At 66.2% G+C, this 24,362-nt stretch carries 25 protein-coding genes; 19 read left to right on the forward strand and 6 right to left on the reverse strand.

From position 1 onward, the window contains the following. From J0L98_RS15990 to J0L98_RS16030, 9 genes are all read left to right on the forward strand, one after another. Positions 1-378, forward strand: a 378-nt coding sequence (locus tag J0L98_RS15990) for an FAD:protein FMN transferase (RefSeq protein WP_296412797.1), incomplete at its 5' end; no start/stop codon positions are given. Beyond that, positions 371-832, forward strand: a complete 462-nt coding sequence (locus J0L98_RS15995) for a hypothetical protein (RefSeq protein WP_296412798.1) — start codon at positions 371-373, stop codon at positions 830-832. The genes J0L98_RS15990 and J0L98_RS15995, both read left to right, overlap by 8 nt. Positions 833-1,012: 180 nt before the next feature. After that, on the forward strand, positions 1,013-3,073 hold the full coding sequence (locus J0L98_RS16000) for a TonB-dependent receptor (RefSeq protein ID WP_296412799.1): 2,061 nt from the start codon (positions 1,013-1,015) through the stop codon (positions 3,071-3,073). A 43-nt stretch (positions 3,074-3,116) separates the two neighbouring features. After that, positions 3,117-4,097 (forward strand): PhnD/SsuA/transferrin family substrate-binding protein, encoded by a 981-nt coding sequence (locus J0L98_RS16005; RefSeq protein ID WP_296412823.1) that lies wholly within the window; start codon positions 3,117-3,119, stop codon positions 4,095-4,097. A 47-nt stretch (positions 4,098-4,144) separates the two neighbouring features. After that, positions 4,145-4,924 carry an ABC transporter permease subunit gene (locus J0L98_RS16010; protein ID WP_296412824.1) on the forward strand — a complete coding sequence of 260 codons (780 nt, stop codon included), beginning with the start codon at positions 4,145-4,147 and terminating at the stop codon, positions 4,922-4,924. Further along, entirely contained in the window at positions 4,921-5,649 is a 729-nt protein-coding gene (locus J0L98_RS16015; RefSeq protein ID WP_296412825.1) for an ATP-binding cassette domain-containing protein, read from the forward strand. The genes J0L98_RS16010 and J0L98_RS16015 overlap by 4 nt, the downstream gene beginning before the upstream one ends. Next, entirely contained in the window at positions 5,643-6,884 is a 1,242-nt protein-coding gene (locus tag J0L98_RS16020; protein ID WP_296412800.1) for an NnrS family protein, read from the forward strand. Before J0L98_RS16015 ends, J0L98_RS16020 begins: the two co-directional genes overlap by 7 nt. Before the next feature lie 96 nt (positions 6,885-6,980). Further along, positions 6,981-8,369, forward strand: coding sequence for a class II fumarate hydratase (gene fumC / locus J0L98_RS16025; protein WP_296412801.1), 1,389 nt, complete (start codon positions 6,981-6,983; stop codon positions 8,367-8,369). 27 nt (positions 8,370-8,396) lie between these two features. Further along, positions 8,397-8,804 (forward strand): hypothetical protein, encoded by a 408-nt coding sequence (locus J0L98_RS16030; protein ID WP_296412802.1) that lies wholly within the window; start codon positions 8,397-8,399, stop codon positions 8,802-8,804. Positions 8,805-8,967: 163 nt separating this feature from the next. On the opposite strand, the gene J0L98_RS16035 is transcribed toward J0L98_RS16030, so the two are convergent. Then, entirely contained in the window at positions 8,968-9,294 is a 327-nt protein-coding gene (locus J0L98_RS16035) for an SMR family transporter (RefSeq protein ID WP_296412804.1), read from the reverse strand. Positions 9,295-9,488: 194 nt separating this feature from the next. On the opposite strand from J0L98_RS16035, the gene J0L98_RS16040 reads away from it, so the two are divergent. After that, a complete protein-coding gene (locus J0L98_RS16040; RefSeq protein ID WP_296412806.1) occupies positions 9,489-10,046 on the forward strand; it encodes a hypothetical protein in 558 nt (185 codons plus the stop codon). 56 nt (positions 10,047-10,102) lie between these two features. Here J0L98_RS16040 and J0L98_RS16045 read toward each other — a convergent pair whose 3' ends face one another. Further along, complete coding sequence (locus J0L98_RS16045) at positions 10,103-11,113, reverse strand: sulfate ABC transporter substrate-binding protein (RefSeq protein ID WP_296412807.1); 1,011 nt, start codon at positions 11,111-11,113, stop codon at positions 10,103-10,105. A gap of 252 nt (positions 11,114-11,365) precedes the next feature. On the opposite strand from J0L98_RS16045, the gene J0L98_RS16050 reads away from it, so the two are divergent. From J0L98_RS16050 to J0L98_RS16075, 6 genes are all read left to right on the forward strand, one after another. Next, the gene (locus J0L98_RS16050; protein WP_296412809.1) at positions 11,366-12,661 is read left to right on the forward strand and encodes an ATP-binding protein; all 1,296 of its coding nucleotides are present in this window, start codon (positions 11,366-11,368) and stop codon (positions 12,659-12,661) included. Next, positions 12,654-13,094: a response regulator gene (locus tag J0L98_RS16055; RefSeq protein ID WP_296412810.1), complete on the forward strand. Its 441-nt coding sequence runs from the start codon at positions 12,654-12,656 to the stop codon at positions 13,092-13,094. Before J0L98_RS16050 ends, J0L98_RS16055 begins: the two co-directional genes overlap by 8 nt. Beyond that, entirely contained in the window at positions 13,094-15,202 is a 2,109-nt protein-coding gene (locus J0L98_RS16060; protein WP_296412811.1) for an EAL domain-containing protein, read from the forward strand. Before J0L98_RS16055 ends, J0L98_RS16060 begins: the two co-directional genes overlap by 1 nt. A gap of 122 nt (positions 15,203-15,324) precedes the next feature. Next, positions 15,325-17,271, forward strand: coding sequence for a ferrous iron transport protein B (gene feoB, locus J0L98_RS16065; protein WP_296412812.1), 1,947 nt, complete (start codon positions 15,325-15,327; stop codon positions 17,269-17,271). A 4-nt stretch (positions 17,272-17,275) separates the two neighbouring features. Continuing rightward, positions 17,276-17,533, forward strand: a complete 258-nt coding sequence (locus J0L98_RS16070) for a ferrous iron transport protein A (protein ID WP_296412813.1) — start codon at positions 17,276-17,278, stop codon at positions 17,531-17,533. A gap of 397 nt (positions 17,534-17,930) precedes the next feature. After that, positions 17,931-18,650 carry a hypothetical protein gene (locus J0L98_RS16075; RefSeq protein ID WP_296412814.1) on the forward strand — a complete coding sequence of 240 codons (720 nt, stop codon included), beginning with the start codon at positions 17,931-17,933 and terminating at the stop codon, positions 18,648-18,650. On the opposite strand, the gene bfr (J0L98_RS16080) is transcribed toward J0L98_RS16075, so the two are convergent. Then, on the reverse strand, positions 18,598-19,071 hold the full coding sequence (gene bfr, locus J0L98_RS16080; protein ID WP_296412816.1) for a bacterioferritin: 474 nt from the start codon (positions 19,069-19,071) through the stop codon (positions 18,598-18,600). The genes J0L98_RS16075 and bfr (J0L98_RS16080) overlap by 53 nt on opposite strands. Positions 19,072-19,083: 12 nt before the next feature. Continuing rightward, positions 19,084-19,572 carry a bacterioferritin gene (gene bfr, locus J0L98_RS16085; RefSeq protein ID WP_296412817.1) on the reverse strand — a complete coding sequence of 163 codons (489 nt, stop codon included), beginning with the start codon at positions 19,570-19,572 and terminating at the stop codon, positions 19,084-19,086. 216 nt (positions 19,573-19,788) lie between these two features. Between bfr (J0L98_RS16085) and fur the strand changes: the two genes are divergently transcribed. Beyond that, a complete protein-coding gene (fur, locus tag J0L98_RS16090; protein ID WP_296412818.1) occupies positions 19,789-20,250 on the forward strand; it encodes a ferric iron uptake transcriptional regulator in 462 nt (153 codons plus the stop codon). Between the two features lie 39 nt (positions 20,251-20,289). Here the strand turns inward: fur and J0L98_RS16095 are convergent, their stop codons facing one another. Then, the gene (locus J0L98_RS16095) at positions 20,290-20,970 is read right to left on the reverse strand and encodes a response regulator (RefSeq protein WP_296412819.1); all 681 of its coding nucleotides are present in this window, start codon (positions 20,968-20,970) and stop codon (positions 20,290-20,292) included. Positions 20,971-20,973: 3 nt separating this feature from the next. Beyond that, positions 20,974-22,395, reverse strand: coding sequence for an ATP-binding protein (locus tag J0L98_RS16100; RefSeq protein ID WP_296412820.1), 1,422 nt, complete (start codon positions 22,393-22,395; stop codon positions 20,974-20,976). 261 nt (positions 22,396-22,656) lie between these two features. On the opposite strand from J0L98_RS16100, the gene J0L98_RS16105 reads away from it, so the two are divergent. Continuing rightward, positions 22,657-23,835, forward strand: coding sequence for an enolase C-terminal domain-like protein (locus J0L98_RS16105; protein WP_296412821.1), 1,179 nt, complete (start codon positions 22,657-22,659; stop codon positions 23,833-23,835). A 56-nt stretch (positions 23,836-23,891) separates the two neighbouring features. After that, positions 23,892-24,362: ThuA domain-containing protein (locus tag J0L98_RS16110; RefSeq protein ID WP_296412822.1), on the forward strand; the 471-nt coding region annotated here is incomplete at its 3' end.

A 24,362-nucleotide genomic window follows, 5' to 3' on the forward strand; every position in this document is an offset into this window, starting at 1 on the left:
CCCCTGACCCTCCGCGACCCGGCCGACCCGGCCCGCCACATCCCCCTGGGGACGCTCGGCTCGGGCGCCGTGGCCACCTCCGGCGAATTCCTGCTGGGCCGCCCACCCGGCGGTGAAGCCCTCTCCCCCCTGGTGGCCCCCCGCCACGGCCCACGCCACGCCCGCCCAGGCAGCGTGACGGTGATTGCCGACCGGTGCATGCTGGCCGACGGACTGACCAAGATCGTGGCCCTGCTCGGCACGGCCTCCCTGCCCCTGCTGGAATCCCTGCACGCCCATGCCGCCATTCTCGAGGCGCCGGACCAGCTCCACATCACCGCCGGCTTCCGGAACGCCCTCGGACATCCCCGGCCACCAGGAACCACGCCCCATGCATGAACCCCATCACCGTCCCCGCAAGGCCGTCCGCCCGGGGCGCCGCCAACGCCACGCGGTCTATGCCGGCACCGGCCTGCTGCTGCTCAGCGGCCTGCTGTGGCTCCTCGCCCACTACGCCCTGCCCCTGCCCGAGGATGCCGCCCGTCACCCCCTCGAAGCCTGGGCCATGCGTGTGCATGGCGCGGCCACCCTGTTCGGCATGGCCGTGCTGGGTGGGCTGTGGGGCCCCCACGTACTGCGCGCCTGGGCCGGTGCCCGGCATCGCCTGTCGGGCGGAAGCCTGCTCGGCCTGTGGTTCGGGCTGGCACTGAGCGGATACGGCCTGTACTACGTGGCCGATGAAGGCTTCCGCGCCACCATCAGCGGGCTTCACGTGGAGGCAGGCAGCGGGCTGCCCGTTACCCTAGCCATCCACATCCTGACCGCCGTGTCATCCAGGCGCAGGGGGGCCTGAAGGGCACCAGCCCCTGCCGTCCCGCACGCACTCCGCTCCCTGCGATCGACCCCGCCCCACTCAACTTGATTCGAGTCAATCAATAATGATTCTCAATCAACTACGATTCTGCCGTGGTACTCCCCTATTCCGGCAAGCCAGCCATCGCCAGCCAGCCTCACTCGAACCGGAACCCCGACCATGGCTTGCCTCCGCCTCACCCCTCTTGCACTGCTCCTGTCCCTAAGCTATCCGCCGGCCCACGCCGCTGACACCGCCCTCCCGGCCGTCCAGGTGACCGCCAAAGGCTACGCCGCCGACGATGCGGACACCCCCGCCTCCACCACCACCCTGGATCGCCGCGAGCTCGACCGTCGTGGTGCCGCCAACCTGGGCGACGCCCTGCGCAACGAACCCGGCCTGGCCATCGCCAGCGACAGCGCCCAAGGCCAGAACCCCATCATCCGGGGCCTGGGCCGTGACAGCATCGTGCTGCTGGTGGACGGCATGCGCTTCAACTCGGCCCAGCCGGCGGGGGCCATCGCTTCGTTCATGAGCCTGGGATTTGCCGAGCAGGTGGATGTGGTGCGCGGCGGGGCCTCGGTGCTTTACGGCACCGGCGCCCTGGGCGGTGCCATCAACGTGATCCTGCCCCAGGCCCGCTTCAACCCCGGCGTCGGTGGCACGGCAGCAGCCAGCTACGACAGCAGCAGTCAAGGCCTGCGCGGCACCGCGGTACTCAACGCCAGCGAAGGAGACCATGCAGTGATGTTCGGTGCGTCCCTTGCGCGCATCGACGACTACCGCTCCCCCGAGGGCCGGGTGGCCCGCACGGGGTACGACTCCAACGCCTACATCGGCCAGTATCGCTTCCGCCTGGACGGCCAGCAGCAGCTACGCGTTTCCCTGCAGCTGCACCAGGACAAGGACGTGTGGTACCCGGGCTCGACCCGCCCCCACCCAGTCCCCAGCGTGGGCGGCACCACCATCCACTCGCCGGACCAGGAACGCCGCCTGGCCGAGATCGGCTACAGCCGCAAGGGTAGCGGCGAAGCGCCGGTCAACCTGGACGTGCGCATCTACCGTCAGGAGATGGAGCGCAGCATCTACTCCTGGGCCAACGGTCTGGGCCGCGACATCGTCACCAACACGGTCACCTTTGCCACCACCGGCCTCGATCTCAAGACCGACTGGCTGCTCCACCCCGACCACCTGCTGTCGGCAGGCCTCAATGCATGGGAGATGAGCGGCGACCCGGACCGCAGGATGGCCACGCCAGCCTCCGGCTTCAACACCTTCACTCCCAACAACCCCTTCCGTGACGCCCGCATCGAGGCCCTTGGCGCCTACATTCAGGACGACATGCGCCTGGGCGCCCTCAAGCTGCTGGCCGGCCTGCGCTACGACGTGGTCCGGGGCAGCGCCGACAGCATGAACAACGGCGCCCGGACCAGCGGCCTCGACCGCAGCGAGGGCGCCGTCTCCGGCAGCCTGGGCACGGTGTACGAAGTCGCCCCGCTGCTGCGCCCCTACGCCAGCTACGCCCGGGCCTTCCGCGCCCCCGGCATGCGCGAACGCTACGAGTCCGGCCTGCGCGGTGACGGCTACTACTACGCCGGCAGCCCGGAGGTCGAGGCCGAAACGGCCGATCAGTTCGAGATCGGCCTGAAGGGGCAGGACGGTGCATTCGATTACACCCTGTCGGCCTTCCACAACCGCATCGCCAACTACATCACCGGCCAGATCCTCAACGGCACTGCAGCCACCCAGGCCTGCGGTGCGGCCAACGCCGCCAACTGCAAGAAGACAGTGAATCTGGGCAGCGCCACCCTCCACGGCCTCGAGGCACGGGGGCGCTGGCAGTTCCTGCGCGAGCAGTGGCTGAGTATCGGCTATGCCCGCTTGCGTGGCACCAACAACGATCTGGACGAGCCCCTCTTCCAGATGCCCGCCGACAGCCTGAGCGTGGGCTGGCTGGGGCGTGTACTGCCGGGCGTGCAGGCCGACTTCACCCTGCGCCTGGTGGATCACCAGGACCGGGTCGCCACGGTCTTCACCAAGGGCAGCGAGAACCCCACCGCGGGCTTCGTCACTGCCGACATGGGCGCCAGCTGGCAGCCGGACCCCCGCAACACGCTGCGCCTCGCCGTGCGCAACCTGGCCGACCGGCGCTATCACGAACATCTGACCGAAGGCATCTCCGGCCAGGAAATCCTGTCCCCCGGCCGCTCCGTCCAGCTGTCCTGGCGTGGCCGCTTCTGACCCCCGAAAGGCCCCACCCGTGCACACCCGCCGTCGCCGCCTGCTGGCCCTCCTCGCCACCACCCTGCTCGGCACGGCCAGCCTGCCCGCCGCCGCCGAGCGCCTGCCCCGCCTGGTCCTGTCCGGCCCGGCCGCGTCCGTGTCCGTGCCCCTGATCCACATGGTGGAGACGGGCGCCCTCAAGGACGTGGCCGACAGTGTGGAGTTTCAGACCTGGAAAGACCCGGACCAGCTGCGGGTGATGGTGCTGGGCAAGAAGGCCGACTTCGTCGCCATGCCCACCAACGTGGCCGCCAACCTCCACGCCCGGGGCGTCGGCCTGCGCCTCATCAATGTGTCCACCTGGGGCGTGCTGTGGATGGTCTCCCGCGACGCCAACGCCCGCAGCCTGGCCGACTTCAAGGGCAAGGAGATCGCCATGCCCTTCCGTGCCGACATGCCCGACATCATCTTTAGCCTGCTCGCCGAGAAGCAGGGCCTCGATCCGCGCAAGGACTTCGCCCTGCGCTACGTGGCCTCGCCCCTCGACGCCATGCAGCTGCTAGTGACACGCCGGGTGGACCACGCCCTGCTTGCCGAACCGGCGGTTTCCATGGCCCTGCGCAAGACCCGCTCCTTCCCGATCAACATGGTGGCGCCGGATCTGCACCGCAGCGTTGACCTACAGCAGGAGTGGGGCCGGCTCCTCAAGCGAGAGGCCCGCATTCCCCAGGCAGGGTTGGCCGCCGTGGGCCGGGCGGCTACCGACGATGCCCTGCAGGCACGCATCGCCGCAGCCTACGCAAGCTCCCTGAGTTGGTGCAATCAAAATGCCTTGAAATGCGGCGAAATGGTGGCCAGGCGCATCGACCTGCTCAGCCCCGAGGCGGTGGCCGATGGCATTGCCGCTGGCCAGATGCGCGCGGTCTCCGCCGCCGTCGCCCGCCCCGAGCTGGAGTTCTTCCTGAGTCAGCTCCATGCCCGGAACCCGGCCCTGGTGGGAGGCAAGCTCCCCGACGACAACTTTTACGGCGGCGGCCGGTGAGGCCTGCCCACCCCACCCGGCGCTCGTTTCGCGTCGCGGTCGAAAGGCTGGGCGCCGCAGGCGGCTACCTGTGGAGCGGCTGGGGCTCCGTCGCCAGCATCTGCCTCTTTCTCGCCGCCTGGGACGTGGCAGCCGGACACCTGGGCGAGCTGATCCTGCCACGCCCCCAGGATGCCCTGGTCCGGCTGCAGGGACTGCTGACCGAGGGGCAAGCATGGCCCGAGATCGCCATCACGGCCCGTCGGGCCCTGGCCGGCTTCGCCCTGTCGGTGGGCATCGGCAGCCTCCTCGGGCTGCTCGCCGGGCTTTCCGTCACTGCCTCCATGACCGCCCGCCCCCTGGTGACCCTGTTGGTAGGCATGCCCCCCATCGCCTGGCTGATCCTGGCCCTGCTGTGGTTTGGCGCGGGCGACGGCACCCCGGTGTTCACCGTTTTCATCGCCTGCTTCCCCATCATCTTCGTGGGCGCGATGCAGGGCACCCGCACCCTGGACGGCCAGCTGCGGGAGCTCGCCCGGATGTTCCGCCTGCCCCCCTGGATGCGACTGACCGACGTGATCCTGCCCCACGTGGTGTCCTACCTCTTTCCGGCCTGGATCTCGGCCCTCGGCATGTCCTGGAAGATCGTCGTGATGGCCGAGCTGCTGTCCACGGAAGACGGCATCGGCGCAGCCCTGGCCGTCTCCCGCAGCCACCTGGACACGGCAGCCTCCATGGCCTGGATCGTTGCCCTGGTGAGCAGCCTGCTGGCCATTGAATACCTGCTCCTCGAGCCGCTCAAGCGGCACGTGGAATCCTGGCGGGAGTTCGCATCATCACGCAGCTGACATTCCATGCCCTCAGCCACCGCTTCGGCTATCAACGGGCGCTCGAAGATATCCACCTGACCGTGCGCTCCGGCGAGGCCGTGGCCCTGGTCGGCCCCTCCGGCTGCGGCAAGAGCACCCTGCTCAACCTGGCCGCCGGCCTGCTCGACCCCTGGGAGGGGACGGTCCGCAACGGTTTCGTACGCCCCACCATGATGTTCCAGCAGCCGCGCTTGCTGCCCTGGAAACGCACCCTCGACAACATCGCACTGGGGCTCAAGGCACGGGGCGAGAGCGTCCCCCGGCGCCACGCGGCGGCCCGGCAGCTGGCTCACGCGATGGGGCTTTCCGACGAGGACCTGGACAAATATCCCAGCGCCCTCTCCGGCGGCATGCAAAGCCGGGCCGCCCTGGCGCGTGCTTTCGCGGTCGAACCCGACCTGCTGCTCCTGGACGAAGCCTTTTCCGCCCTGGACATCGGCCTCAAGAGCGAGCTCTACGGCCTCCTCGCCCACCAGCGGCGGGCTCGCGGTTGCGCCGTGCTGATGATCACCCACGACCTCATGGAGGCCCTGCGGCTGGCCGACCGCATCCTGGTGATGACCGGCAGCCCCGGGCACATCGTCGCCAGCCACGTCATCGAAGAACCCACCGCCGGACGCAGCGAGGACTGGGTGTTCGCCCACACGGCCCGCTTCATCCGCGAGTCTGGCATCCGCGCCGCCTTCGGCCTGCCCCCATGCTGAATCACCCGCCACCCCCTCCCCGCCTCGGGCACTCTCTGCTGCCCGCGCTGTGGATCTGCCCCTTCCGGCCCTTCTTCCTGGCCACCGCCCTCTCTGCCCTTGTGGGCATGGCCCTGTGGCTGGCCGTGCTGGCGGGGTGGCTGCCGGCGCCCGACACCCCCGGCGGGCCGGTACTGCTGCACGCTCACGAGATGATCTTCGGCTTCGCGGCCGCCTCGATCGCCGGCTTCCTGCTCACCGCAGTGGTCGAATTCACCGGCTGCCCTCCCATCGGCCGGCCTGCACTGCGCCTCCTGGCGCTGATATGGCTGGCCGGACGCCTGGGCTGGGCGTGCTCCGGGGTCGTCGGGCTTATCCCTGCTGCCACCGCCGACCTGGGCTTCATGGGGCTGCTGCTGTTTCATATCACCGGCCCCCTGTGGCGCTCGCCCCAACGCCGGCACCTGTCCTTTTTCCACAGCCTGCTGGCCCTGGGCATCTGTCACGCCGGCTTCTACACCACGCAGCTACGCGGCCAGGACGCGCTGCCCTGGCTGCACCTGGCCACCGGCATGCTGATGATCCTGATCGTGGTGGCCCTGAGCCGCATCTCCATGCGCCTGGTGAACGACGTACTCGAAGCGCAGGGTGGCATGTCCACCCCCTACCTGGCCCGCCCGCCCCGGCGCAACCTCGCAATCTTTGCCATCGGACTGTTCAGCGTCAGCGAGTTCGCACGGACGTCAGGCAGCACCACCGGCTGGCTCGCCCTCGCGGCTGCGGCCGCCGTGCTCAACCTCCTCAACGACTGGCATGTGGGGCGGGCGCTGTTTCAGCGCTGGGTCTTCATCGCCTACCTGGTGTATTGGTGCATGGGGCTGGGCTACGCCCTCATCGGCGTCGGCCTGCTCGGCGGGCAGCCTTGGGGCAGCGCGGGGCGGCACCTGCTACTCGCCGGTGCGCTGGGGTTGGCCAGCTATATTGTGATGGTGGTGGCCGGACGGATGCACAGCGGCTGGGGCCTCGACCCGCGCCCCTGGGTGCCCGCCGCCGCGCTGCTGATCCTGCTGGCAGCCCTGGCACGCAGCCTCGCCGGGCTCCCGGCCGGCAGCGCACATCACCCGCGGCTCATCCTGATCGCCGGGAGCCTGTGGCTGCTGGCCTGGGGCCTCTATCTGGCCCGCTCCTTCCCGGTGCTGGCATTGCCCCGCCCGGACGGTCGGCAGGGGTGCGACGACGCAGTGACAAAAAGATAAACGAGAATGATTATTATTTGATATTCTATCTCCGTGGCACACAGGAGACGCCCCCAAGCGTTCCTATAAAGAAGAACACCCACCACGGAGAGCGCCATGAACACCCGCATCGAACACGACACCTTCGGTCCCATCGCCGTCCCGGCCGACCGCCTGTGGGGCGCCCAGACCCAGCGTTCCCTGCAGAACTTCGACATCTCCGGCGAACGCCAGCCGGTGGAGATCATCCGCGCCCTGGCCCGCATCAAGCGCGCATCGGCCCGGGTCAACCAGCGCCTGGGGCTGCTCGACGCGGCCCGCGCCAGCGCCATCATCCAGGCGGCCGACGAAGTCATCGCCGGCCATCATGCCCAGGAGTTTCCCCTGGTGGTGTGGCAGACCGGCTCCGGTACCCAGACCAACATGAACCTCAACGAGGTCATCGCCAACCGGGCCAGCGAGCTCATGGGCGGCCCCCGCGGCGAAGGGCGCAAGGTTCACCCCAACGACGACGTAAACCGCAGCCAGTCCAGCAACGACGTCTTCCCGACGGCCATGCATCTGGCGGCAGTTGAAGCCATCAACCACCACCTGCTGCCGTCCCTGCGCCTGCTGCGGACGACACTGGAGGAAAAATCCCGCACGTTCGACGATATCGTCAAAATCGGCCGGACCCACCTCCAGGACGCAACGCCGCTCACCCTGGGGCAGGAGATCTCCGGCTGGGTGGCCCAGCTCCAGCATGGCGAGGCGCACCTTAGGGCAGCCCTGCCCCACCTCGGCGAGCTGGCCCTCGGGGGCACCGCCGTAGGCACCGGGCTCAACGCACCGGCCGGCTACGCCTACGCGGTGGCCGCCGAACTGGCCGAACTCACCGGCCTGCCCTTCGTCACCGCCCCCAACAAGTTCGAAAGCCTGGCCAGTTGCGACGCCCTGGTGCACGCCCACGGCGCCCTCAAGACCCTGGCCGCCAGCCTGATGAAGATCGCCAACGACGTGCGCTGGCTGGCCAGCGGCCCGCGCAGCGGCATCGGCGAACTGCGCATCCCCGAGAACGAACCGGGCTCGTCCATCATGCCGGGCAAGGTCAATCCGACCCAGAGCGAGGCCCTGACCATGCTTGCCGCCCAGGTCTTCGGCAACGACGTGGCGATCAACTTCGGTGGCGCCTCGGGCAACTTCGAGCTCAACGTGTTCCGCCCCATGGTGGCCCACAACTTCCTGCAGAGCGTGCGTCTGCTCGCCGACGGGGCCCGCAGCTTCAATGATCACTGCGCCGTGGGCCTGGAACCTAACCGGGAGCGCATCGCCCAGCTGGTGGCCAACTCGCTGATGCTGGTGACCGCCCTCAACCCCCACATCGGCTACGACAAGGCCGCCGCCATTGCCAAGAAAGCCCACAAGGACGGCACCAGCCTGCGCGAAGCCGCCTTGGCCCTGGGTGACGTGAGCGCAGAGGATTTCGACCGCTGGATCGACCCCGCACAGATGGTCGGGCGCCCCTGAACCTGGCAAGCCCTGACAGGAGCTCCCATGCACACCCTGAAACACAGCGGCATTCGCCGTCTGCCCGAGCGCTGGCGCTGGCTGGGCACGCGGATCCGACTGGGCCTCACACCCGACGAACCGCGCCTGATCGCGGCCTACCTGGAGACCGGCCGGCAGGCCTGCTTGGCGGATCTGCTGCATCCCTGGCGAATGAGCGAACAGAGCTTCCAGACCCTGCTCGCCACCGCCCTGGACCGCCAGCTGCCCTGGCATTGGCGGACCCACTGCCTGAACCACGCCCATCAGCCCCTGATGCAGCTTGAACGCTTTGCCCAAAGCCGGTCCGAGTGGCGCCCCCAGTTCGTCGTACTGCAACAACGCCTGGCCCGGGCCGACATGCGCCCCGGAGAGCCGCCCTACGATGAGCACCCGGTCACTTGGCACCGGCGCTGATCGGCAGCAGCACATCGAGTGATTGAAATTCCGGCCACGCGCCCGCGGGCCGGCCCTGTTGTCTCTGTCTGCGAGCTTCCTCAACTCGCACTGTTGGAGCTGGCGGCCTTCCCGCGCCGCCAGCTCTTTTTTTGTTGCACGGGCGCCGGGGAGCACGCCCCGCCTACACCGTCGCTCGTGAAAACAGCTGAATGACGCCGACCCCGGCGACGATCAGGCCCATACCGATCAAGGCCGGAACATCGAGCTTCTGACCATGAACAAGAAGCGCAACGATGCTGATGAGCACAATGCCTGCGCCGGACCAGATGGCGTAGGCGATGCCGATGGGAATGCTGCGCAGGGCCAGGGAAAGCATGTAAAACGCAGCAAAGTAGCCCACTGCCACGACCAGGGATGGCTGGAGGCGAGTGAAGCCGTCGGCCGATTTGAGAGCGGTGGTGGCGATCACTTCGCAGATGATCGCCAGTCCAAGATAGAGGTATTGCATGAAAACCGCGGTCTTGAGCTGAAAGGCCAAGGATACCCGAGGGCTTGCACCAGACCATCGGCGCTCGCACCATCCGGTCAGTGACTGCACGCGAGCCGACGGTTCAGCGGGTACGCCCTCGTACTCCCGCAAACAGGTCGGAAGGGGTTACATTCGCGGCGCACCCACCTTCCGCTTCAAACCCCTCGCAGCCCATGAAAACACTCTGGAACCCCGCCCTTATTGCTGGAGCCCTGGCGTCGCTGCTTTTCGCCGCCTGCCTGCCCACCGCGGCCGCTGAAGCCATCGACGCAGCTCTAGCCCTTGAGGCGCCTGCAGGCACACCCTGGCAGCACATCGTGGCGTCCATCGACAGCCGTGCGCGCGATCAAGGCATCACCACAGTTTCGCCCGCGACGAGCCAGGCGCCGATCAGGCTGTTCGTCGAGACCTCCACGATATTCCGTGGCGACAGCCGCGAGATCTCTCCGGCCTTTGCAGATCTCCTCTCCGCGCTGGTTACGCTGATGCAAGGGCAGCCGGATGCCCGGATCAGCGTTCTGGGATATGGAGACAGCCCAGCCGTCCGATACAACCCTGTACTCCTCGGCTTGCGTGTGCGCCGTCTGCGAACCTTCCTCGCCAATCAGGGGATGCCCTTCAAGCAGATCAAGGCAAGCGTCAAGAGTCATGAGCACTACGACGGACCCGTGGAATTTGCGCAAGGCGTTGCCACGGGCAGGCTGATTGAACTGCGCTTTCATCCGCGCTGATACGAGCGGCCAACGGAACAGGTTACCGCCCGCCCGGAGGCAGGAGCACGCCGGACTTACTTGACAGTGGTGATCTGGTCGAACACACCGCCGTCGGCGAAGTGGGTCTTCTGGGCCTTGGTCCAGCCGCCGAACACGTCGTCGATGGTGAACAGCTTGACCGGGGCGAAAGTCTTGGCGTATTTCGCAGCCGCCTTCGCATCGATCGGACGGTAGTAGTTCTTGCCGGCGATGTCCTGGCCTTCCGGCGAGTACAGGTACTTCAGGTACGCCTCGGCGACCTTGCGGGTGCCGCGCTTGTCCACCACCTTGTCAACCACCGAGACAGGGGGCTCGGCCAGGATGGACAGGGACGGGGTGATGATGTCGAACTTGTCCGGCCCCAGTTCCTTGGTGGCCAGATAGGCTTCGTTCTCCCAGGAGATCAGCACGTCGCCGATACCGCGCTCGGTAAAGGTGGTCAGGGAGCCGCGGGCGCCGGAATCCAGCACCTTCACGTTGCCGTAGATCTTCTTGACCAGATCCTTGGCGGTGGCGTCGGTGCCGCCCGGTAGTTTGAGGGCGTAGCCCCAGGCAGCCAGGTAGTTCCAGCGCGCGCCGCCGGAGGTCTTCGGGTTCGGGGTGATGACCTCGATGCCCGGCTTGGCCAGGTCATTCCAGTCCTTGATCTTCTTCGGGTTGCCCTTGCGCACCAGGAACACGATGGTGGAGGTGTAGGGCGACGCATTGTTGGACAGGCGCTTCTGCCAGTCGGCCGGGATCAACTTGCCGTTGTCGTGCAGGGCATCCACGTCGGCCGCCAGGGCCAGGGTCACCACGTCGGCTTCGAGGCCGTCGATCACCGAGCGGGCCTGCTTGCCGGAGCCGCCGTGGGACTGCTTGATGGTGACGGTTTCGTTGTTCCTGGTCTTCCAGTACTTGGCGAAGGCCGCGTTGTATTCCTGATAGAGCTCACGGGTCGGGTCGTAGGAGACGTTGAGCAGGGTCACGTCGGCATGGGCCAGGCTGGTTGAGCCGATGAGAAACGCCAAAACCAGGGAGGCACGGTGGGCTGTCGGAGAAGGCATGGGATGCTGTCCTGTGATCAGTTGTGAAGTGCAACCGAGTGTAGGGAGGACGCCCCCCGGAACGAACCAAGAAAGATTCCCATGCATATTCAAGGCGGTGTGGAATGCTATTTACCGCATCCCGGGTTTCACGCAACGGACACCCGGCCATGCCGGGAATCGCCGTACCGGCCCAAAACCCCTACTTCGCACAGGGTTGAAGTTGGCGCGCCATGCGGCCAGACTGGATTGACCCTCTGAGCGGAGCCTTCCGTGAGCGAGAACTGCCCCGTCGATCCCGCCACACACGCTACCCAGCCCCGGCGCGCCGCCAGGGCTCGGGCAGCCCGCGCTACAGACCCGCGGTTTGACGAGATCCTCGCCAGCGCCAACGACGCGATCATCTCCATCGACGAAGCCCAGACCATCACCCTGTTCAACCGGGGCGCCGAGCGGATCTTCGGCTACAGCGCCGCCGACATCATCGGCCAGCCCCTGGACCGGCTCATTCCCGAGCGTTTCGTTGCCCGCCACGCCGGTCAGGTAAAGGATTTCTCGGCCGCCCCGGAGGCCTCGCGGATGATGGCCCAGCGCGGCGAGATCTACGGCCGTCGGTGCGACGGCAGCGAGTTTCCGGCCGAAGCCTCGATCTCCAAGTTCCGCGGTCCGGATGGGCTGGTGTTCACGGTGATCCTGCGGGACATCACCGACCGACGCGCGGCCGAGCAAATACTGCGCGGCGCCCATGACGAGCTCGAGAAGCGCGTGCGTGAACGTACCGCCGAGCTCGAAGAACGCAACGCCCAGCTTCAGCAAGAGATCCACGAACGTCGGCGTGCCGAGAAGCGACTGGCCGAGCAGGCCCGTGAACTGGCCCGCTCCAATGCCGATCTGGAGCAATTCGCTTCGGTCGCCTCCCACGACCTCCAGGAACCCCTGCGCATGGTGGCCAGCTATACCCAGCTACTCAACCGGCGCTACCGCAGCCGCCTCGACGCCGATGCGGATGAGTTCATGGGATTCATCGTGGATGGCGCCCTGCGCATGCAGCGGCTGATCAACGATCTGCTGGCCTTTTCCAGGGTGGGCAGCCGCGGCAAGGGCTTTCAACCGGTGGACCTGGGCACCACCGTGGCCGAGGCGCTGGGCAGCCTGCGGACTGCCATCGAAGAGAGCGGCGCCCACATCCGGATTGGCGCCCTGCCGGTGGTGCATGGCGACCCCACTCAGCTGGAGCAGCTCCTCCAGAACCTGATCGGCAATGCCATCAAGTTCCGCAAGGGTCCGGAGCCGCAGGTGCACATCGAAGCCCGGCGAGAGGAGACGCTCTGGCGGATCGACGTCTGCGACGACGGCATCGGCATCGACCCCCGCTTTGCCGAGCGGATCTTCGTCATCTTCCAGCGCCTGCACACTGCCGCCGAGTACCCGGGCACCGGCATCGGGCTGGCCATCTGCAAAAAAATTGTCGAACGCCACGGCGGACACATCGATGTCCGCTCCACCCCCGGCCAGGGGGCATGCTTCAGTTTCACACTGCCCGACCGGGAGGAGCCCCCCCATGCGTGATCGCCCCATCAGGATACTTCTCGTGGAGGACAACCCCGGAGACGTCCGCCTGACCATCGAGGCCTTCAAGGACAACCGCGTCGAGACACCGCTGGAAGTGGCCCGGGACGGCATTGAAGCCCTTGCCTACCTGCGCCACGAGGGCGCCCACGCCGGCAAACCGCTGCCCGACCTGATCCTCCTCGACCTCAACCTGCCACGCATGGATGGCGGCGAAGTACTGGCCGCCATCAAGGCCGATCCGGCCCTGATGCACATCCCGGTGGTGGTGCTGACCACGTCCCGGGCCGAACAGGACGTGCAACGCGCCTATCAGCTACAGGCGGCCTGCTTCATCACCAAACCGGTGGATTTCGAGTGTTTCATCCAGGCCGTGAAACTCATCGACGCTTTCTGGCTGAGTGTCGTCACCCTGCCCTGCGGAGCACGCTGATGGGCGAGGCGAGCGACACCGTCCTCCTGGTGGAAGACAACCCCGGCGACGCCCGCCTGATCCAGGAGATGCTCGCCGACGGCAGCGGCAACCGTTTCCGCCTGTGGCGGGCCGACCGCCTTTCAGCCGGCCTCGACATGCTGTCGAGCGGCCACGTCGGCGTCGTGCTGCTCGACCTGTCCCTGCCCGACAGCCTGGGCATCGAGACTTTCTGCACCATGTTCGCCCACGCGCCCCAGGTGCCCATCATCGTGCTCACCGGCACCGATGACGAGGTGATGGCCCTGCACGCGGTCAAGACCGGAGCCCAGGACTACCTGATCAAGGGCGAGGTGAACAGCAACCTGCTGCTGCGGGCCATGCGTTACGCCATGGAACGCAAGGAAGCCGAGCGCGCCCTGCGGGAGAGCGAGGAGCGCTATGCCCTCGCCGCCGCCGGTGCCAACGACGGCCTCTGGGACTGGCACCTGCAGACCGGTCACGCCTACTTCTCGCCGCGCTGGAAATCCATGCTGGGCTTCGGCGACGACGACATCGGCCACGATCCGGAGGCCTGGCTGGCCCTGATCCATGCGGACGACATTGACAGCTTCCGGGCCCAACTCACCGACCCGAGGACCCTCTCTGGCGCCCCCCTCAATGCGGAATACCGCATCCGCACCCGGGCCGGCGACTACCGCTGGATGCTGTGCCGTGGCATGGCCGTGCGCGACCGCGACGGGCGCCCCCTGCGCATGGCGGGCTCCCAGACCGACATCCACGACCGCAAGCAGGCCGAAGAGCGCCTGCTGCGGGACTCCCTGCACGACGGGCTGACCGGCCTGCCCAACCGCAACCTGATCATCCACCGCCTGCACCAGGCCATCGACCGCATGCAGCGCCAGTCAAGCCGCCGCTTCGCCGTGCTGTTCCTCGACCTGGATCGCTTCAAGAACGTGAATGACAGCCTCGGCCACACCACGGGTGACAAACTGCTCATCGAATGCGGGCGCCGCCTGGGCCTGTGCTGCCGTCCCCACGACACCCTGGCCCGCCTTGGCGGAGACGAGTTCGTGCTGTTGCTCGAAGACATTGACGAGGAGATGGATGCGATCCGGGTGGCCGACCGCATCCAGCGGCACTTTGCCACGCCCTTTGTCATCAGCGGCTACGAACTGTTCATGAACTGCAGCATCGGCATCGCCCTGTCGGCCCCGGGCTACCGTCACCCGGACGAGTTGCTGCGCGACGCCGACACGGCCATGTACCGGGCCAAGGCCGACGGCAAGGCCTGCTACGCCCTCTTCGATTCCGCCATGCACCATCGGGCCGTGGCAGCACTCGACATGGAAAGCAGCCTGCGCCGCAGCATCGACCGGCAGGCGTTCGTGCTCCATTACCAACCGGTGGTCGAGCTGGAGACAGGCCGCATCGCCGCCTTCGAAGCCCTGATCCGTTGGCCACACGAGACCCGCGGCCTGATTCCGCCTACCGAGTTCATCCCCCTGGCCGAAGAGACCGGTCTCATCCTGCCCATCGGCCGCTGGGCCTTGCGCGAGGCCTGCCGGCAACTTCGCCGCTGGCAGGGTACCGACGAACGCCTGGCCAAGCTCGGCATCGGGGTCAATCTGTCGGCGCGGCAGTTCTCGGACGAAGGCCTGGTGGGCCAGGTCGCCGATGTGCTCGCCGAAACCGGCCTGCCCCCCGCCTGCCTCAAGCTCGAGATCACCGAGAGCATCCTGATGGTCAACGCCCAGGTGGCGCTGGCACGCCTGAACCCGCTGAGGGCCATGGGCGTCCGCATCAGCATGGACGACTTCGGCACCGGCTACTCGTCCCTCAGCTACCTGCAGCGCTTCCCCATCGACACCCTGAAGATCGACCAGTCGTTCATCAGCGCCATGACCCGCACCATCGAGGGGGCGGAAATCGTCCGCGCCATCCTCAACCTGGGCAAGGCCCTGCACCTGGAGGTGATTGCCGAAGGCGCGGACAGTGGCGACCAGGTGGACATGCTGCGAGCCATGGGATGCCCGCTCACCCAGGGCTATTTCTTCTCTCCCCCTCTGCCGGAGCACGAGGCTGCCGCCATGCTCAAGCGCAAGGGGGCGCCGCCTCCCACGCGCTGACGTGATCTCCACCGGCCGGCCACCATCGGCGTCGCGGCACCTGCTTCAACGAGAATGATTTGCGTTTGCGAGTTGGAGTATGATCGTGCTTTCGAACCGATATCTCGCCTCTCCCTTTCAGCATGAGCGGAACCTCCAGTCTTCCCGGCACCTTCCTGCTGGTCGGCCATCCCAATGTCGGCAAGTCGGTGATCTTCCACCGCCTGACCGGTGCCTACGTCAACGTGTCCAACTATCCCGGTACGACGGTGGAAGTGACCCGGGCCAGTGCCCGCTTCGACCGGGAGTCCGCCCTCCTGGACACACCCGGGGTGCTGGCCCTGCCCTCCCGCAGCGACGATGAGCGCACTACCGTCCGCGCCCTTCTCAACGAACCCACCCGGGCCCTGCTGCAGGTGGGCGATGCCAAGAACCTGCGCCGCACCCTGACCCTGACGGCCCTGCTGGCCGAGCTACGGATACCACTGGTGCTGGCCCTCAACATGCACGACGAAGCCGCGGCGCGAGGTGTCACCATCGACATGGCCGCCCTGGCCGACGCCTTGGGTGTTCCCGTCGAGGCGACCGTCGCCACGGACGGTCAGGGGGTCGGCACCCTTGCCCATCACCTGAGCGCAGCCCGTGTGCCGCGCCGCATCCTGCAGTACGACAAGGCCATCGATGCCGACATCGAACGTGTCGCGGAAGCCATTTCCCGCCATTGCCCCCATCCGCGCCTCGCCGCCCGGGGGCTGGCGATCCTTTATCTCGGTGGCGATGACGAGGTGGAGGCTTGGCTGCGTCACCAAGCCGGTGCCGCCTACGGGGAGATCGAGCCCCTGCGGCGCGACGCCCTGGCACAAGCGGGCGGCGACCTGCCCACCCTCATGGCGCGGGAGCGCACCGAGGCCGCCGACGTACTCGCCACCAGTGTTGTCAGCCGCAGCCTGAAAAGCAGCCCCCTGCTCAGCCAGCGGGTCGGCCAGGCGGTGGTGCACCCTGTGTGGGGCCTGCCCATCCTGCTGGCTGTGCTCGACCTGATCTATCAGTTTGTCGGTGTCTTCGGCGCCACCACCCTGGTCGGGCTGCTGGAGGAAGACCTCTTTGAAGGGGTGCTCAACCCTGCCGTCACCCAGTTCATCGAGGCCGTCGCCCCGGCCAGCTGGGTAACGGAGCTGCTGGTGGGCCAGTACGGTCTATGGACCATGGGCATGACTTACGCCCTGGCCCTGATCCTGCCCATCGTCACCACCTTCTTCCTCGCCTTCGGCGTGCTTGAGGACTCGGGCTACCTGCCGCGCCTGTCGGTCATCGCCAACCGCCTGTTCGCCCTCATCGGGCTCAATGGGCGCGCGGTGCTGCCCATGGTGCTGGGGCTCGGCTGTGTCACCATGGCCACCCTCACCACGCGCATCCTGCACAGCCCGAGGGAACGTCTGATCACCACCTTCCTGCTGGCCCTGGCGATTCCCTGCTCGGCGCAACTCGGAGTGGTGCTGGGCATGCTGGGGAGCCTGTCCTTCACCGCGGTGCTGGTTTGGGCACTGGCCATGGTCGGCATCCTGATGCTCACCGGCTTCCTGGCCTCGCGGCTGATCCCCGGGCGACGCATTCCGCTGGTCACCGAACTCCCGCCCATGCGCCTGCCCATCTTCGGCAATGTGCTCAAGAAGACCGCCGGGCGTCTCAAGTGGTACCTGGTCGAGGTGATCCCCCTGTTCCTGGTGGGCACCTTCCTGATGTTCAGTCTGGACAAGCTCGGGGTGCTGCCGGCCATCATCCGCGCCGGCGAACCCCTGGTGTCGGGCTGGCTGGGCCTGCCGCCGGAGGCCAGCGCGGCCTTCGTGATGGGCTTCCTGCGCCGCGATTTCGGTGCCACCGGCCTCTTTGCCATGGCCGACCGCCTCAGCCCGATACAAGCGGTGGTGGGCATGATCACCATCACCCTGTTCATCCCCTGCTTCGCCAGCCTGATGATGATGGTGAAGGAACAGGGGGTGAAGACGGCGGCCACCATGGTGGCCCTCATCGTCCCCTTCGCCTTCCTGGTGGGCGGGCTGTTCAATATTGCGCTGCGCGCCCTGTGGTGACCCCATGAACCAGGATAGCCCCCCGTCCGATCACCAGGCCCTCGTGCCGCTGGCCTTCATCGCTCCGGGCACTGAAGTACGCCTTGCCTCCCTGGGCAAGGAGATCGACCCGCAGCAGCGCGAGCAACTCACCGCCTATGGCCTCGCTGAAAACCGCCCCCTCACGGTACTGCAGCAACGCCCCATGACCGTGATCCTCGCCGAGGAAGTGGAGCTGGCGCTGGAGCACAGCGTGGCGCGCCATGTGTGGGTGCGGCGCTGACGGGCGAAAGATTGTTACGGACTGCAGCGGTGTCGTGGTCGCCGCCATGCAAGCACACCGGAGCATGATCTGGGCGATCCTCGCGCTATCACCGACCCATCGCCGTTTCCGGACAGTGCCTCTGGCCGGTCAAGACCGCACTGCGGAGTGTTTCGTAACCCATACCATACCTTTGCAACTCACCAGGGGCCGCCACAACTTGAGGCTGAACCGGATCACAGCCTCAACGCCGGCCCCACTGCCCTCAACCAAGTCTGCCTGATCACAGCAGGCAAGCGCCCAAAATATTGCAAATACGAATAATTCTCATATAATTGAAAGGCATCCCGGTTTAGCCTCATCGGCGCCAGCCAGCCCTAGCCAGCCCGCGCTCCGTCATTCTTCCAGAGAGCGCTTCATGAACGACCCACATCAACCTTCCGTCGCCCACAACGCAGAGATCACCCCGAAGAATCCCGACCCTGGCGGCATGCCCAAGTCGACCCGACGCGCCCGTATCTGGGAGCTTCCCCGGTCGATTCAAGCACCACTTCTCGGCATCTCGGTCTCACTGGGAAACCTCGCCAGCATCGCGGCCCGGCATGGCCTCGCGCTGCGCACCAACGAATCAGATCTCCTCGGCACCATGCTGTCCCAACTTGACGTCCGCAATAGTGTTTCCGACGCCGTTCAACATCATCTTGAAAAGACACATCGTATCTGGATTGATCGTTTTGCCCGCGCTGACGATGAGGCGGAAGTGCTGGCACGCTGGCGTATCTGTATCGACCAGGGCCAAGTGGGAGGCCCCTTGTGGGCAGCATGCAGCCACAAGCGCATTTCAGAGACCGGGTTGCAGCGTATTCACGCCGACTTTCATGTTTTGTACTGCCGCAATGATTTGCTTTGTGCTGTGGATACGAAACGTCTCGCCTACCTTGAGGTGGAGATCAACCGCCTTCGCGACGAACTTCGAAAGCTACACATTCGGCACGCCGGAGATATGGACGCCCTCCGACAGGAATTGACCACTCGGGCCAAAAAGACCCCTGGGGCCAACCCCACGGCGGAAGGCGTCCGGACTTTCAGTCGTCGATCTGGGACTGCAGGTAGTTCGGCAGCGTTACCGTATCGATGAGTCCCAACTGGGTCTCCAGCCAGTCGATGGCTTCCTCACAGGCTTCCAGCAACTCCTGGAGCAGATCGCGGCTGACGAAATCGGACTCACTCTCCGCCAGGGCCACCGCCTCCACGAGCAAGGGGCGCTGCACATCACGCTCATACTCGAGATCGTACTTCAGGCATTCGCCCACGTTCTCGCCGATCATGAGCTTGCCGAGGTTCTGCAGATTCGGCAGGCCCTCAAGAAACAGCACCCGCTCAATGATCTCGTCCGCTTCCTTCATGACGCGGATGGACTGCTTGTAGTTGTAGTCGTTGAGCCGCTCGAACCCCCAGTTGCGGAACATCCTGGCGTGCAGGAAGTACTGGTTGATCGAGGTCAGCTCGTTGAACAGCACCTTGTTGAGCATGCTGATGACTTTCTTTTCACCCTTCATCGCCTATCCTCCTCAAGCTTGGGGGACCCCGGAGCCCATCTGGCTCTGGAGATAGTTGGGAAGACCGACCGCATCGATGAGGCGCAGTTGCTTCTCGAGGTAATAGGCGTGGTCCATCTCGGTGTCTTCGAGCTGGACCAGCAGCATGTCACGGGTCACGTAGTCGCCGGCCTTCTCACAGGCGGCAATGGCCTTCTTCAGCTCGCCCACCACGTGGTATTCCAGGTTGAGGTCGGACTTGAGCATGGCCGGCACCGTATCTCCCACGTGCAGCGGGTTGCGCTTGTCCACGATCGCCACGCCCTCCAGAAACTGGATGCGCTGGATCAGGGCGCGGGCGTGCTCACGTTCATGCTCGGACTCGTGCAGGGCCTTCTCGGCCAAACGGCCAAAACCCATGTCCGAGTACATCTCACCGTGGATCAGATACTGGTCCACCGCGGTCAGCTCGCCTGCGAGGAGGGTGTTGAGGATACCGATGATCTTTTTATCGCCTTTCATGGGGCTTCTCCAAATTGCTCAGGCTTCAAGGCTGGCATCACTTTCCGCAGGGATCAAGGTCTTGCGTGTCGATTGTGAGTGAATCTCAACTGCGATTCCCGGGATCCAGCCCATGCCCGCCGGAAAATCTCCATGAGGCATGGAACAACTTAGTGATAAGCATTATCATTACTCGAATCTCCGAAGCCCGATCCCGCCCCAGGGAATCACCGACCCATGAACCGATCCGCGTCCGACAATGCCAGCAACATCCACTCCAGCGGCTTGAAGGCCACCTGGCCACGTATCCGGATCCTCCGTCTTTTCCAGCAGACCGGTGTGCGCCATCTCAGCGCGGAGGATGTATACCGCACCCTCATCGCTGACGGCGAGGAGATCGGGCTGGCCACCATCTACCGCGTGCTCACCCAGTTCGAGCAGGCGCGGCTGCTGTCACGCCATCACTTCGATTCGGGCAAGGCCATGTATGAGCTGAACGAGGGCCAGCACCATGATCATCTCGTATGTGTGATCTGCGGCCGGGTCGAGGAGTTCTGCGACCCGGAGATCGAACGCCTGCAGCACCAGGTGGCGGAACGACGGGGCTTCCAGCTACGGGATCACGCCCTGTCTCTCTATGGCGTGTGTTCCGATCCGGCCTGCAAGGCCCGTAACGGCAAGCGCGATGTCGATGACTAAGCCGCTAACCACGCGCCCCACCCAAACCGCCCTCCAGCCTCAGCCGCCCTCATATTTGTAGCCCACCCCGTAGATCGAGCGGATCAGCGGCTCTTCCGGGGAGATCTGCTCCAGCTTGCGGCGCAGGTTCTTGATGTGGCTGTCCACGGTGCGGTCGGTCACCACCCGGTGGTCGTCGTAGAGGCCGTCGAGGAGCTGCTCCCGGGAGAAAACCCGCCCGGGCGCCGCCGACAGGGTGCGCAGCAGGCGGAACTCGACCGGGGTGAGATCCAGCTCGATGCCGTGAAAGCTGGCACGCCAGCCGGCTTCGTCGATCTGCAGTGCCGCCCGCTCGGGGGGCGGGGTGCGCCGGTTGCGGCGCAGCACGGCCTTGCAGCGGGCCACCACCTCCCGCGGGCTGTAGGGTTTGCAGATGTAGTCATCGGCGCCCAGCTCCAGCCCCAGCAGGCGGTCGATCTCCTCGACGCGGGCGGTGGTCATGATCACCGGCAGCTCGCTGAAGCTGCGCAGCTCGCGGCAGATGTCCAGGCCGTCGCGGCCGGGCAGCATCAGATCGAGCAGCACGAGGTCGGGCTCGCGGGTGCGGATGGCGGGGATGGCGTCGAGGCCATTGGCGACCCAGGCCGTCTCGTGGCCGGCGGCTTTCAGGTAGTCGCCCAGCAGGGCGGCGAGCTTGGGCTCGTCTTCGACGATGAGGATGTAGGCGGAAAGGCTGTCCATGGCTCAGGGCTCCAGGGCCGGAAAACGCAGGGCCACCCACACGCCACCCAGGGGTGAGGCCCGGGCCGTGATGGTGCCGTCGTGGGCCTCGACGATACTGCGGCAGATGGCCAGCCCGAGGCCGGAACCGCCGGTGGCCCGGTTGCGCGAGGCCTCGCCACGGAAGAAGCGCTCGAACAGCCTGGGTAGCAGGGTGTCGGGCACGCCGGGGGCCGAATCCATGAAATCGATGCACAGATCGTCACCGTCGCGGCGGCTGACGATCTTCAGGCTGCCACCGGGGTCGGTGTAGCGCAGGGTGTTCTCCATCAGGTTACGGAACAGCTGTTCAAGGCGGGCCTCGTCGGCCGCCATGCGCAGCCCGGGAGCCAGCGCCAGCTCCAGGCCCAGCCCGGCGCCGGCCAGGCGGTCACGAAAGGCGCCGACGGTGTGCGCCAGCACCTCGCCGACCGCCACCGGGGTCTTGCGATAGACCAGCGCGCCCAGGTCGGCGAGGGCCAGCTCGTTGAGGTCATTGACCAGCCGGGTCAGGGTCATCACCTCGCCCTTGAGGGACTGCAGGGCCTCGCCATCCAGGCGGCGCACGCCATCCTCCATGGCCTCCAGCTCGCCGCGCAGCACGCTCAGCGGGGTGCGCAGCTCGTGGGACACGTCGGCCATGAAATCCCGGCGCATGCGCTCATTGGCCTCCAGGGCCCGGGCCAGGCTGTTGAAATCCCGGGCTAGCTGGCTCACCTCGTCGCCGGAGCTGGGCACCACCCGCTCGGCGTAGTCGCCCGCCGCCAGGCGATGGGTGGCGGCCGCCACCTGCTTGATGGGCGCCACCAGCGTGCGGGCGATCCACAGGGAGATGGCCACGGCGAACAGGGCCGCAACGCCCCCCACCAGCAGGGTGGCGTGGAGCTGCTCGTCGTAGAAGCGCCGGGCGCCGGTGTCGCTGACGCTCTGGAAGGGCCCCATCAGCAGCCAGCCCACGGTCCTGCCCTCCACCACCACCGGGCGCCGCACCACGCTGTCGCCAGCGACGATGCGCGGGTTGCCCATCACGAAGCGCTGCTCGGCATCGATCAGGCTGAGGCGGAAGACCGCGCCGGTGAGATCGGACTCGGGGGGCGCGTCCAACGGCAGGTTGCGGGATGCCCGGTCCGCCTTCTCGCGCTCCGGGTCCTCCTCCCCGCCCCGGGGGCGGGTAAGGTGAAACCACGCGCGCCGATTGTTGCGCAGGAAGTCCCAGCTGCCTTCCCGTGCGTAGGCGCTGACGAACTTGGGCGTCACGTCCTCGACCCGCTGCAGGGCCAGCTCGTCCATGTAACCCACGAAGCCGCGGGTGAAGCTCCAGCGCCCGGCCACGCCCATGGCCAGCAGCACCGCGAGGGCCACCAGCAGGACGGCAAGGAAGGCTTTGGTAGTGATGCCGAGTTTCATGCGTTCAGGCGAGGGATGAGGAAAAGGAAGGAAACGGAATGACCGAGCCGGGGACGCCATTAAGCCCCCGCGGCGGGGCAAGATCAACGGGGGCGGGAACATCTCCACAATGTCTCCCATTTCCCTGCACATTTGGTTTCCACAATCGGGGCATCAGAAATCGGCACTCCGCTGAAAGGACTCCCTTTCAGCCTGAGTATTTCCAAACAAGCTCACCACCGATCTCTCAAACTTCACAAGTTCGCAAGGCAACTCTAGTCCATGAAAATCACTGCCATCGAAACCCTCGTCTGCCATGCCCGGATGCGAAACTGGGTGTTTGTCAAAGTCGTCACGGATCAGCCGGGGCTTATCGGCTGGGGCGAGGCGACACTGGAATGGCACACGCGGAGCATCGTGGGGGCGATTGAGGACATGTCGCACCTGCTCATCGGCGAGGACCCGACGCGGGTGGAGTATCTGTGGCAGATGATGTATCGCCAGCACTTCTGGCACGGGCATGGCATCGTGCGGGCCACGGCCATCGCGGGTATTGACCTCGCGCTGTGGGACATTGTCGGCAAGGTGGCGAACATGCCGCTCTCGAAGGTCTTTGGCGGTCCGGTGCGGGATTGGGTGCGTACCTACTGCCATCTCGGTGGCGGGAAGATGGAGGACTTTTATCAAACGCCCGCCGACAACGCGAAACGCTTCGCCGAACTCGCCCAACAAGCCGTGGCGGATGGTTACACGGCCTTCAAAAGCATGGCGGTGCCGAGCACGATGCCCATCGAAGGCATGAAACCCGTTCGCGCGGCCGCAGCAGCCGTCGCGGCCATGCGCGATGCCGTGGGGCCGGACATCGACATCATGGTCGATTGCCATGCACGTCCCTCTCCGGCCATGGGGCTGAAGTTTGGCAAGGCACTCGATGATTTCGGCCTCTACTTCTTCGAGGAGCCCTGCTGGCCGGAGGCCGTCGATGGCCTGGCGAAGATCAATGCCGCGCTCACCACGCCCGTGGCCAGCGGCGAGCGCGTGACGAACCTGGAGGCCTTCAAAGACATGTTCGAGAAACGCGCGGTCGAAATCTGCCAGCTCGACATCACGCACTGCGGCGGCCTCAGCGCCGCGAAACGCATCGCCGCGCTCGCCGAGGCGCATCGCATCGCCTTGGCACCGCACAATCCGCAGGGACCGGTGAGCACTGCCGCGTCGCTGGAGTTTGGTTTCAGCCAGCCGAGCTACATCATCTGCGAAACCGTGCACAACGACGTGCCGTGGCGGCAGGACGTGGTCGAGGAAGGCTTCATCATCGAAAAACAAGGCCGCATCGTCCGCCCGAACACGAAACCCGGCCTCGGCATCACCATCAATGAAGCCGAGGTGAAGAAGCATCCCTTCCAGCAGGAGATCGTCCTGCGCGAGTTCAGCCCGGATGGCGCGGTGACGGACTGGTGAACCGCGTGGAAATGCCTGTTTGATCTGGCACGCGCGAGCGTTTGAATGGCGCAATCATGGCCACTCCCATCCGCGTCACCATCTGGAACGAATTCGTGCACGAACGTCAAAACCCTGCGGTGGCGGCCATCTATCCGAAAGGCATTCATGGGCTGCTGGCAGAGGCATTGAGCACGCAGGGCGATCTCATCATCCGAACGGCGACACTGGATGAGCCGGAGCAGGGCGTGTCGCAGTCGGTTCTCGACGAAACGGATGTGCTGCTGTGGTGGGGCCATGCGGCGCATGATCAGGTGCTGGATGAAACGGTGACGCGGGTGCAGCAGCGGGTGCTCGCGGGAATGGGGCTGATCGTGCTGCATTCCGGCCACTGGTCGAAGGTCTTCAAGCGGCTCATGGGCACCAGTTGCGCGTTGTGCTGGCGTGAGGCCGGCGAGCGTGAGCGTGTGTGGGTGGTGAATCCCGGGCATCCGATCGCCGCAGGCATCGGCGACTGCATCGAGATCGAGCAATCGGAGATGTATGGC

It is taken from the genome of Zoogloea sp., assembly GCF_017302315.1.
Lineage (GTDB): Bacteria > Pseudomonadota > Gammaproteobacteria > Burkholderiales > Rhodocyclaceae > Zoogloea.